Origin of the sequence: Variovorax sp. CF313 (genome assembly GCF_000282635.1) — a bacterium.
In the GTDB taxonomy this organism is placed as follows: domain Bacteria; phylum Pseudomonadota; class Gammaproteobacteria; order Burkholderiales; family Burkholderiaceae_C; genus Variovorax.
In genome coordinates, this window is record NZ_AKIW01000012.1 from 44,871 (window position 1) to 55,431 (window position 10,561).

Here is a 10,561-nt window from a genome sequence, read left to right on the forward strand (position 1 = left end):
ACACGAAGTGCGCGAAGACTGGGGATGTGCGTCATTTCTAGCTTTGGGAAGCGAGGCGCGAGGGCGCGTCGAGATTGGCAACGACTTCGCCGAACGGGCCGCTCAGCGAGCCGCCGGCCAGCTGCGTCTTCGCCTTGCGCGAGAGCAGCGGGAACACCAGCTCGGCGAAGCGGTAAGCCTCTTCGAGGTGCGGATAGCCCGAGAGAATGAACTTGTCGAGGCCGAGCGCTGCGTACTCCTCGATGCGCGCCGCGACGGTCTTCGGGTCGCCCACCAGCGCGGTGCCGGCGCCACCGCGCACGAGGCCCACGCCGGCCCAGAGGTTGGGCGAAATCTCCAGTTCTGCACGCGAGCGCCTGGCGCCGCCCGCATGCAGCGCGGCCATGCGGCGCTGGCCTTCGGAGTCCATGCGCGCAAAGGCGGCCTGGGCGCGAATGACCGTCTCGTCGTCGACGCGGCTGATCAGTTCCTCGGCAGCCTTCCATGCGGCGTCTTCGGTCTCGCGCACGATCACGTGCAGGCGAATGCCGAACTCCACCGTCCGCCCTTTGCGCGCGGCACGGTTGCGCACGTCGGCGATCTTCCTGGCCACCTCCGCGGGCGGTTCGCCCCATGTGAGATAGGCATCGACCTGCTCGGCCGCAAGCTCGTGCGCGGCGGCCGACGAGCCGCCGAACCACACCGGTGGATGAGGGTTCTGCACCGGCGGATAGAGCAGCTTCGCGCCCTTCACGCTCAGGTGCCGGCCCTCGTAGTCGAAGGCCTGCCCGCCGTGGCTGCGCGCAAGAATCTCGCGCCAGATGCGGATGAACTCGGCCGACTGCTCGTAGCGCGATGCATGGTCGAGGTAGACACCATCGCCTTCGAGCTCGGTCTGGTCGCCGCCGGTCACGAGGTTCACGAGCACACGCCCGCCCGAGAGCCGGTCGAAGGTCGCGGCCATGCGCGCGGCCAGGCTGGGCTGATGCAGGCCGGGGCGCACCGCGACCAGGAACTTGAGCTTCTTCGTCGAGCCGATCAGGCTGGAGGCGATGACCCAAGGGTCTTCGCACGAACGGCCCGTCGGGATCAGCACGCCTTCGTAGCCGAGGTTGTCGGCCGCGCCGGCAATCTGCTGCAGGTAGGCCAGGTCGACGGGGCGCGCGCCTTCGCTCGTGCCGAGGTAGCGGCTGTCGCCGTGCGTGGGGAGGAACCAGAAGATCTGCATCACGCGACTCCCGCGCCGGCGGCTTCGAGCACGTTGATCTTTTTGGGGATCAGCTTCAGCGCGAAGAAGGTGTCGGCAATTTTTTGCTGCTCGCCCAGGATGGCCTTGGTGATGGGCGAGGTGCCGAAGGCCGTGCGGCCCTGCGCGAGGTCGGCCACCGGCTTGGGCAGGCCCCAGAGCGCGGCCAGCTCGGTGGCCAGTTCGTCCTTGTGGGCGGCGCCCCAGGTGTCGACCTTGTTGACTTCCTCGATCGCGATCGCGAGCACGTCGGCGTTCTTCGCGACGTAGTCGAGCGACGAGAAGTAGTAGCCGCGGTTGCCGACCACACCGGTGGCGTCGGCCAGGATGCGCGCGTCGAGCGACTTCTGGGCCGCGGCCAGGAACGGATCCCAGATGACCCATGCGTCGACCGAGCCCTTCTCGAACGCGGCGCGCGCATCGGCCGGCGGCAGGTAGACCAGGTCGAGGTCCGCGTATGCGAGGCCGTGCTTTTCGGCCAGCTTGACGATGAAGTAGTGAACGTTCGAGCCCTTGTTGAGCACGATCTTCCTGCCCTTCAGATCTGCCACGGTCTTGATGGCGGAGCCCTTGGGCACCAGCACCGCCTCGGCCTGCGGACGCGGCACCGTCGCACCCACGTAGGCCAGCGGCGCACCGGCGGCCTGCGCGAAGATGGGCGGCGCCTCGCCCACGTCGCCGAAATCGATCGAGCCGACGTTCAGTGCTTCGAGCTGCACGGGGCCGGCCGTGAACTCGGTCCACTTCACGCTCACGCCGAGCGGTGCCAGGCGCTTCTCGAGCGTGCCGCGGCCCTTGAGCAACGTGAGATAGCCCTTCTGGTGGCCGATGCGGAACTGGCGCGCGGGCGCCTGCGCCAATGCGGCGAACGAGGAAGGCAGCGCGATGGCGGCGGCAGCGCCCTGGATCAGGCGGCGGCGGGGAGCGGAAATCTGTTGTGTCATGGCAAGGCTTGTGTGGAATGCGCCGCGCTCAGGCGGCGGCAATGAAGCTCACGATCAGCGCGATGGCGCTGACGACGACGACGCTCACGGCGAGATCGCCCAGCGCGTGCCAGAGGGAGCGCGGCGTCGTGTCGAGCACGGAGTCTTCGGTGGCAACGGGGTTCATGCGGAGATTCCTTGGTGTTGCAAAACGTCGGGCAAAGGCTGTCCCGCACCGCGCGCAGGCGGTTCTCAAAACAGCGGGAATGAAGGGTGAGGTCGAGAAGCCGGACTCGCGACGAGTCCGCGCTTTCAGACGCTACATCGCACTCGGGAGAACGGCACCGGCTCGAAGCCGTGGGTCGCGGGCAGCTTCAGGCCTTCCGTGGCCAGCACCTCTGTGGCCTCGTTGAGCCGTTCGGCCAGGTCGGGGTGCACCTGGTAGGCGTTCTCTGGCGTCAGCGCAATCTGCGATTCGCTGGCGTAGACGCCCGGCAGGATGTGACGCGCCGCCAGCGACTGCAGCACGGGCCGCAATGCGTAGTCGAGCGCGAGCATGTGGTGCGGGCTGCCGCCAGTGGCCAGCGGCAGCACCGTCTTGCCCTTGAGCGCGTTCTGCGAGAGCAGGTCGAGGAAGACCTTGAGCACACCGCTGTAGGCCGCCTTGTAGACCGGCGTGGCCACCACGACAACGCGGGCCTCGGCCACCTTGGCAATCGCGTTCACGATGGCCGGATGGTTCCAGTCGGCCAGCAGCAGCGCCTGCGCCGGCAACTCGCGGATGGCGAGCCGCTCGATCCGCGCATGGCGCTGGGCCAGGCGCTCGCCCACCGCGTCGAGCAACGCGGTAGAGCGGGACGGGGTCGAGGGACTGCCGGCAATCAGGAGAACGGACACGGGAAGCTTTCGTTTTTGATCTTCGGAAATTCAGGGCGAGCCGGGCCACGGCGCTCGTCGAACGGCGCCCTGCACTGCCGGCTTGGCAGCGGGTTGGCTTCTTACTTCTGCCTGGTCGTATAGATCTGGTCGAAGGAGCCGCCGTCAGCGAAATGCTCCTTGTCGGCTTTCGCCCAGCCACCGAAGGCCTGGTCGATGGTCACCAGCGTGAGCTTGGGGAACTGCTTGTCGTACTTGGCCTTCGCCTTGTCCGACGTCGGGCGGTAGAAGTTGCGGCCGGCGATGTCCTGGCCTTCGTCGGAGTAAAGGTATTTCAGGTATTCCTCGGCCACGGCACGCGTGCGCTTCTTGTCGACGACCTTGTCGACCACCGACACGCTGGGCTCGGCCAGGATGGAGATCGACGGCACGACGATCTCGAACTTCTCGGGGCCGAATTCCTTCAGCGCCAGGAAGGCTTCGTTTTCCCAGGCCAGCAGCACGTCGCCCACGCCGCGCTGCACGAAGGTAATGGTCGAGCCGCGCGCACCGGTGTCGAGCACAGGCACGTTCTTGAACAGGCTGCCGATGTATTCCTTGGCCTTGGCGTCGCTGCCGTACTTGCGCTTGGCGAACTCCCATGCCGCCAGGTAGTTCCAGCGGGCGCCGCCCGAGGTCTTGGGGTTGGGGGTGATCACCTGTACGCCGGGCTTGATCAGGTCGTCCCAGTCCTTCAGGCCCTTGGGGTTGCCCTTCTTCACCAGGAACACGATGGTCGAGGTATAGGGAGCCGAGTTGTGCGGCAGGCGCTTCTGCCAGTCCGCGTTGACGAGGCCGCCATGCTTGACGATGGCATCGATGTCGCCGCCCAGCGCCAGCGTGGCCACGTCGGCGTCGATGCCGTCGATGATCGAGCGTGCCTGCTTGCCCGAGCCGCCGTGCGACTGCTTGACCGACACATCCTGGCCGGTCTTGGCCTTCCAGTACTTGGCGAAGGCCTGGTTGTAGTCCACGTAGAGCTCGCGCGTCGGGTCGTACGACACGTTCAGCAGCGTCACCGGACCCTTGGCCGCGGCAGGAACCTGCTGCGTGAACGCCGGCAACGCCGACAGGGCCATGGCACCGGCCGCACCGGCACCCAGGGAAAGCTTGATAAAGTCGCGGCGAAGGCTCATGGTGTCTTGCTCTAAAAAGGCATATCAATGAAGCTGCGTATTCTCAATACGACATATAGAAACTGGAACAACCAAGTTTTCAGTTCTAAATAGCCAAATCAACTAAGCACCCGCTTTCCCCACTTTTCCGTTCAAAGGCAATCGAAATGGCACGCATGGTTCAGTGCATCAAGCTCGGCAAAGAGGCCGAAGGGCTCGACTTCCCGCCCTACCCAGGCGATCTGGGCAAGCGCCTGTGGGAAAACGTCAGCAAGGAAGCCTGGGCCGCTTGGCTCAAGCAGCAGACCATGCTGGTCAATGAAAACCGGCTGAACCTGGCCGACCTGCGCGCCCGCCAGTACCTGGCGCGGCAGATGGAAAAGCATTTCTTCGGCGAAGGCGCCGACGTGGCCCAGGGTTACGTACCCCCGTCGGGAAGCTGATCGCCGCCGCTGCGTCGTGAACGCAGAACCGGTGGCCTGGCGCGCCGACGGCGTGCCCCGAAGCGAACGCTTCGACGACATCTACCACACCGAAACCGGGGCCCTGGCGCAATCGCGCCATGTGTTCCTGGGCGGCTGCGGCCTGCCCGAAGCCTGGGCCGGACAGCCGCAATGGCTGATTCTCGAAACCGGCTTCGGGCTGGGCCTCAATTTCCTGACAACCTGGCAGGCGTGGCGCTCGGATTCGGCGCGGCCGCGCATGCTGCACTTCGTCTCGGTCGAGGCCCATCCGGTTTCACCCGACGATCTGCTGCGCGCGGCCGGCGCGTATCCCGAACTGGCGTCCCTCGCCGGCGAACTGGCTGCGCAGTGGCATGGGCTGCTGCCCGGCTTTCACCGGCTGGCGTTCGATGAGGGCCGCGTGCTGCTCACCCTCTGCATCGGCGACGTGCAGCCGATGCTGCGCGCTCAGCGCTTCGAGGCCGACAGCATCTTTCTGGACGGCTTCAGCCCGCAGCAGAACCCTGCAATGTGGTCGCAAGACACGCTCAAAGCGGTGTCTCGCTTCGCGCGGCAGGGCACGCGCATCGCCACCTGGACCATCGCACGGGCGGTGCGTGATGCGCTCCTGCAGTTCGGGTTCACGGTCGAGAAGCGCCAGGGCCTGCCGCCCAAGCGCGATTGCCTGCACGGCGTGTTCGCGCCCGCCTGGACGGTGCGCCGCCGCGGCCCCATGCCCGAGCGAATCGGCACGCCAGGCCATTGCGCCGTCATTGGTGCCGGGCTTGCGGGCGCGGCCGTGGCGGCCAGCCTGGCGCGGCGCGGCTGGCAGGTCACGGTGCTGGATGCCGCCGAGCGGCCCGCATCAGGCGCTTCGGGGCTGCCCGTGGGCATGCTGGCGCCGCACGTGTCGCCTGACGACTCCCTGCTCTCGCGCCTCACGCGTGCCGGCATCCGCGCCACGTGGATCGAGCTGACGCGGCTGCTCGAAGAAGGCCGCGACTGGCGCGCCAGCGGCGTGCTGGAGCGCCGGCCCGACGGCGATGTGCGCGTTCCGGCCGGCTGGAACGACGACGGGCCCAACGAATCGTGGCCCGCGAATGGGGCGCAGTTGGCGGCGGTTGGCCTGCCGGTCGATGTGCCCGCCCTCTGGCACGCACGCGCCGCCTGGGTGCGGCCGCACCGGCTGATCGCCGCATGGCTGCGCCAGCCGGGCGTTGAGTTTCGCGGCGGATGCCAGGTGGCACGCTTGGAGCGCCGTGCGAACAGCTGGCAATTGTTCGACCCGGCCGGTGAGTTGCTGACAGACGCCGACCGCGTGGTCATTTGCGCAGGCTTCGAATCGGACCGCTTCGCCCCCAAGCTGCCCCTGCAGCCGGTGCGCGGCCAGGTCGCCTGGGGCTACATGGCCGACGGCATCGAATTGCCCGCCACACCCCTGAACGGCGACGGCCATCTGGTCGCACGCGTGCCCGATGCCGAAGGCACCCCGATCTGGCTGGCCGGCGCGACCTTCGATCGCGACAGCACGGACCTCGCCCCGACCGCGGCCGACAGCGACTCCAACCGGGAGCGCCTTGCGCGGCTGCACCCGGCGTCGGTCGCTGCACTGGCTCCATCGTTCGCGCACGGCAAGGTCCGCAGCTGGGTTGGCATCCGCTGCGCTTCGGGCGACCGGCGCCCGCTGGTCGGCCCGATCGGCGCGGAAGCACCGGGCCTCTGGGCCTGCACCGCATTGGGTTCGCGCGGCCTGAGCTTCGCTGCGCTGTGCGCCGAACTGCTGGCTGCGCAGTGGCATGCCGAGCCGCTGCCCCTGCCGGCCACGCTGGCCAAGGCGCTTGGAACGCAGCGGCTCTAGCCAGCACCCTGCCCCGAAGCTGCCCGCTGTGGTCGATCCGGCAGTCCCCATAGGTGCGCCGATTTTGTGGCATGCGCCAGCGCAATCACCGCTTTGCCACGCGAACGCGTGAGAATGCGGCGCATGGCCATCCAGTACGACATCAAGCACACAACCGTCTACCGCTACAAGAAGCCGGTCACCTTCGGCCAGCACCGTGTGATGTTCCGCCCGCGCGATAGCCATGACCTGCGCGTGCTGGCCACCGACCTGCAGGTGAGCCCGCAGGCCTTCACCCGGCTCATTCAAGACCCGCATTCCAACTCCGTGGCGCTGGTGCAGCCGATGGGCGAGGCGACCGAGTTGCGCATCGTCTGCTCGTTCACCATCGAGCAGGTGCCGGCGCAGCAAGACCAGCTGGCGCTCGACCCGGCCGCCGAATTCCTGCCCTTTGCCTACTCGGTGCAGGAGCGTCTCGACCTCGAGCACTACCTGCGCCCGCACCACGACGACGACGCCCAGGGCACGCTGATCCGCTGGGCCCACCAGTTCCTGCACACCGACAAGCCCAACAGCACGCGCGAGGTGCTCGCACGCATGAACGCGCACATCGGCCAGAGTCTCGAATACAAGGCACGCGATGAGGAAGGCACGCAAACGCCGCTCGTCACGCTGGCGCTCGGCAGCGGCAGTTGCCGCGACTACGCGCTGCTGATGATGGAAGCCGCGCGGCGCCTGGGCATCGCGACGCGTTTCGTCTCGGGCTACATCTATGACGCCGCGCTCGACAACGCCGCGCAGGCCCAGGGCGAATCGATGACCGGCGCCGGCACCACGCATGCCTGGCTGCAGGCCTACCTGCCGGGCATCGGCTGGCTGGCCTTCGACCCGACCAACAATCTGATGGGCAGCGGCCAACTGATCCGCGTGGGCGTCACGCGCGACCCGGCGCAGGCGGCGCCGATCTCAGGCAGCTGGTATGGGGATGCCGAGGCCTATGAGGGCCTCGAAGCGACGGTGGTCGTCACGCGCCGCAAGGACTGAACGGGCATCGCCGGGGGCCGCCGGCGCTTGGGCCTCAGCCCCCCGCCGCCCCGCCCAACTGGAACCGGAACACCGCGCCCTTGTCGGGCTGCTGCACCAGCCGGATGTCGCTGCCGTGCAGCTGCAGGATTCGCTTCACGATCACGAGGCCCAGCCCGCCGCTGCTGGCGCTGTCGGTGCGCGAACCGTTCATGAACACCGGGCGCATGAACAGGGCCTTCTGCAGTTCACCCGGAATGCCCGGGCCCGTGTCGCTCACCTGCACCGTCACGCCCGCGTTCTCCGCCCGCAGCTGCACCACGATCTCGCCACCCTCGGGCGTGTGGCGGATGGCGTTGTCCAGCAGGTTGGTCAGCACGCGCTCGATCATCCCGAGGTCGGCCGACACCACCGGCAGGCCCGGTGCGATGTCGGGCTCGAGGCGTTGATGGCGCGCTTCGGCCGCCAGCTCGAACTTCTGGAACACGTCCTGCACGAGGTCGGCCAGCGCGAAGTTCTCTTTCTCGGGCTTGACCACGCCGTATTCGAGCCGCGCCAGCTCGAACACCTCTTGCGCGAGCCGGCCGACCTTGCGGCTCTGGCCGAGCGCGATCTCCAGGTAGCGCCGGCGCTCTTCTTCACTGAGCGTGCCCGCCTTGAGCAGCAGGGTCTCGAGGTAGCCATGCAACGAAGTGAGCGGCGTGCGAAGGTCGTGCGAGATGTTGGCGAACAGCTCGCGGCGCTGCTGGTCCTGCAGCGTGAGCTCGCGCCATTGCTCTGCGATGCGGCGCGTCATCTGCGTGAAGGCCTGGCCCAGCTGGGCGATTTCGTCAGTGCCGTGGGAGAGGCGCTCCAGCGTGGGCGCTTCGCTTTCGAGTGAAGCGATGCCCTCGGTCTTGAAGCGCTTCACCGCCGCCGTCAGCTCGCGCAACGGCCGCGTGATGAGGCGAAAGGCCGCGAGGCCCGCGAGCAGCCCGAGCAGCGCCACCAGCCCCATCGACCAGAGCGTGGTGCGCAGCACGTTGTCGGCGCCCACGTTGGCGACCAGCGCGTCGTGGTCCTCGCCCTGCAGCACCACGTAGACGTAACCCGCATCGCGCCCGCCCATGCGCAGCGGCGCGGCGCTGAATACCTTGGAGGCTGTGAGGCTGCGCGGGTCGTCGCCCGCGATCGGCAGTGGCGCGCCCGACAGCAGCTTGCGGATCGGCCCCAGCGCGACCCTGTCGCGCTTCAGGTGCCCGGGCGGTGCGGCCTGCGCCTCGATTCGGCCGTCGAGCCCCAGCAGGTAGACCTCCACGCTCGGGTTGACGGCCATCAGCTTGTCGAACAGGTCCTTTACCGCTTCCTGGTCGAGGCCGCCCGGCTTCATCAGCTCGGAGTTTTCCGCGATGTGCGCCGCCAGCCCGGTCGACAGGCGCTGGACGACCTCCTGCTCGTGCATGCCGTTGGAGCGCACCTGCAGCCACACCGAGGCGCCGCAGCAAACCAGCAGCAGCACCGCGAACACGGCCGACAGCCGCCGCGACAGGGTGGCCCAGGCGATCACGCCACGTCCTCCCCGCTCCCGGTGGCCGACAACTTGTAGCCGCGCCCCCACACCGTGAGGATGCGCCGTGGCTCTGCCGGGTCGGCCTCCACCTTGGTGCGCAGCCGGTTGATGTGCGTGTTCACCGTGTGCTCGTAGCCATCGTGCTGGTAGCCCCAGACCTGGTTGAGCAGGTCGAGCCGCGAGAACACCTTGCCCGGGTTGCGCGCGAAGAAGTACAGCAGGTCGAACTCGCGCGGCGTGAGCTCGATGAGCCTGCCGTCCACGCGCACCTCGCGCGCCAGCGGCTCGATGCCGAGGTTGCCGAGCGTGAGGCTGCCGGACTCCATGCGTGCGTTGCGCGCCATCGCGTCGGTGCGCCGCAGCAGCGCCTTCACGCGGGCCACCAGCTCCAGCACCGAGAAAGGTTTGGCCAGGTAGTCGTCGGCGCCCAGTTCCAGCCCGAGGATGCGGTGCACCTCGCTCGACCGCGCGCTGATGATGATGATCGGTGTGTAACGTGTCATGGCGCGGGCACGGCGGCAGATTTCGAGGCCGTCGATGCCGGGCAGCATCAGGTCGAGCACCAGCGCGTCCCAGCTGCCGCGCTCCAGCTCGCGCAGGCCGGCATGGCCGTCGGCGGCGTGCTCGACCGCATAGCCTTCGTCGCGCAGGTGCATGCGCAGGAGTTCGGCGATATGGGCGTCGTCCTCGACGATCAGCACGCGTTTGGGGGTGTCCATGGCCTCGATTGTCCCGCCATCCGGGTTCTGGAGTTATCACGATTAATTGAACTTTGCGTGATGAATCGGCCATGGGGTGCGCCCAACAATCCACCCCATGAACAGCTCAGCCATCGCCCCTCCTGCCGACCCGGCCGCGGCGTCCGATCGCCGCCCGATCCATCCGCTGTGGATGCGCATCACGCACTGGCTCAACGCGCTGGCCGTGATGATCCTGGCGACGAGCGGCTGGCGCATCTACGACGCGTCGCCGTTCTTCCCGTTCACCATTCCGGCCGTCATCACGCTCGGCGGCTGGCTCGGCGGTGCGCTGCAGTGGCACTTCGCGGCGATGTGGCTGCTGGTGTTCAACGGCTTCGTGTACCTCGCCATCAACATCGCCAGCGGACGGCTGGCGCGCAAGTTCTTTCCCGTGACGCCCCGCGGCGTCTGGCACGACGCGCTGGCCGCACTGAAAGGCCAGCTCTCGCATGCCGACCCGCGCCACTACAACAGCGTGCAGAAGCTGGCCTACCTGTTCGTAATGCTCGACCTGATCGTGATCGTGCTGTCGGGCCTGGTGCTGTGGAAGTCGGTGCAGTTCCCCGTGCTGCGCGAACTGATGGGCGGCTACGAGTTCGCGCGCCGCATCCATTTCTTCGCGATGGCGGCCATCGTCGCCTTCGTCGCCGTGCACCTCGTGATGGTCGCCCTGGTGCCCCGAACCCTGCTCACCATGATCCGCGGCCGCGCGCCGAAAACGGAGCTCTCCCCCAGCCTTCGCGCACTTCGTGTCGCTCCGTCAACCCCCTTCCGGGGGCAACACCAGCGGC

At 67.8% G+C, this 10,561-nt stretch carries 10 protein-coding genes and 1 pseudogene; 4 read left to right on the forward strand and 7 right to left on the reverse strand.

Features of this window, described 5'->3' with window-relative positions:
* Positions 1-37: 37 nt before the first annotated feature.
* From ssuD to PMI12_RS03705, 5 genes are all read right to left on the reverse strand, one after another.
* Complete coding sequence (gene ssuD / locus PMI12_RS03690) at positions 38-1,207, reverse strand: FMNH2-dependent alkanesulfonate monooxygenase (RefSeq protein WP_007829256.1); 1,170 nt, start codon at positions 1,205-1,207, stop codon at positions 38-40.
* Positions 1,207-2,169 carry a sulfonate ABC transporter substrate-binding protein gene (locus PMI12_RS03695; protein ID WP_007829258.1) on the reverse strand — a complete coding sequence of 321 codons (963 nt, stop codon included), beginning with the start codon at positions 2,167-2,169 and terminating at the stop codon, positions 1,207-1,209. The genes ssuD and PMI12_RS03695 overlap by 1 nt, the downstream gene beginning before the upstream one ends.
* A 28-nt stretch (positions 2,170-2,197) precedes the next feature.
* Complete coding sequence (locus PMI12_RS29175) at positions 2,198-2,335, reverse strand: hypothetical protein (RefSeq protein ID WP_007829260.1); 138 nt, start codon at positions 2,333-2,335, stop codon at positions 2,198-2,200.
* 125 nt (positions 2,336-2,460) lie between these two features.
* Complete coding sequence (gene ssuE / locus PMI12_RS03700) at positions 2,461-3,045, reverse strand: NADPH-dependent FMN reductase (protein ID WP_007829262.1); 585 nt, start codon at positions 3,043-3,045, stop codon at positions 2,461-2,463.
* 101 nt (positions 3,046-3,146) lie between these two features.
* A complete protein-coding gene (locus PMI12_RS03705) occupies positions 3,147-4,199 on the reverse strand; it encodes a sulfate ABC transporter substrate-binding protein (RefSeq protein ID WP_007829264.1) in 1,053 nt (350 codons plus the stop codon).
* 146 nt (positions 4,200-4,345) lie between these two features.
* Between PMI12_RS03705 and PMI12_RS03710 the strand changes: the two genes are divergently transcribed.
* The 3 genes from PMI12_RS03710 to PMI12_RS03720 all read left to right on the forward strand — a co-directional run bounded on the left by PMI12_RS03710 (position 4,346) and on the right by PMI12_RS03720 (position 7,502).
* Complete coding sequence (locus tag PMI12_RS03710; protein ID WP_007829266.1) at positions 4,346-4,621, forward strand: oxidative damage protection protein; 276 nt, start codon at positions 4,346-4,348, stop codon at positions 4,619-4,621.
* Positions 4,622-4,637: 16 nt separating this feature from the next.
* Positions 4,638-6,479 carry an FAD-dependent 5-carboxymethylaminomethyl-2-thiouridine(34) oxidoreductase MnmC gene (mnmC, locus tag PMI12_RS03715; protein ID WP_007829268.1) on the forward strand — a complete coding sequence of 614 codons (1,842 nt, stop codon included), beginning with the start codon at positions 4,638-4,640 and terminating at the stop codon, positions 6,477-6,479.
* A gap of 123 nt (positions 6,480-6,602) precedes the next feature.
* Positions 6,603-7,502 (forward strand): transglutaminase family protein, encoded by a 900-nt coding sequence (locus tag PMI12_RS03720; RefSeq protein ID WP_007829270.1) that lies wholly within the window; start codon positions 6,603-6,605, stop codon positions 7,500-7,502.
* A 34-nt stretch (positions 7,503-7,536) separates the two neighbouring features.
* Here the strand turns inward: PMI12_RS03720 and PMI12_RS03725 are convergent, their stop codons facing one another.
* Both PMI12_RS03725 and PMI12_RS03730 read right to left on the reverse strand, forming a co-directional pair.
* The gene (locus PMI12_RS03725) at positions 7,537-9,024 is read right to left on the reverse strand and encodes a sensor histidine kinase (protein WP_157632126.1); all 1,488 of its coding nucleotides are present in this window, start codon (positions 9,022-9,024) and stop codon (positions 7,537-7,539) included.
* Positions 9,024-9,749, reverse strand: coding sequence for a response regulator transcription factor (locus tag PMI12_RS03730; RefSeq protein WP_007829274.1), 726 nt, complete (start codon positions 9,747-9,749; stop codon positions 9,024-9,026). Before PMI12_RS03730 ends, PMI12_RS03725 begins: the two co-directional genes overlap by 1 nt.
* Positions 9,750-9,846: 97 nt before the next feature.
* On the opposite strand from PMI12_RS03730, the pseudogene PMI12_RS03735 reads away from it, so the two are divergent.
* Positions 9,847-10,488 (forward strand): annotated as a pseudogene (locus tag PMI12_RS03735) (cytochrome b/b6 domain-containing protein); the annotation flags it as partial.
* Positions 10,489-10,561: the final 73 nt, after the last annotated feature.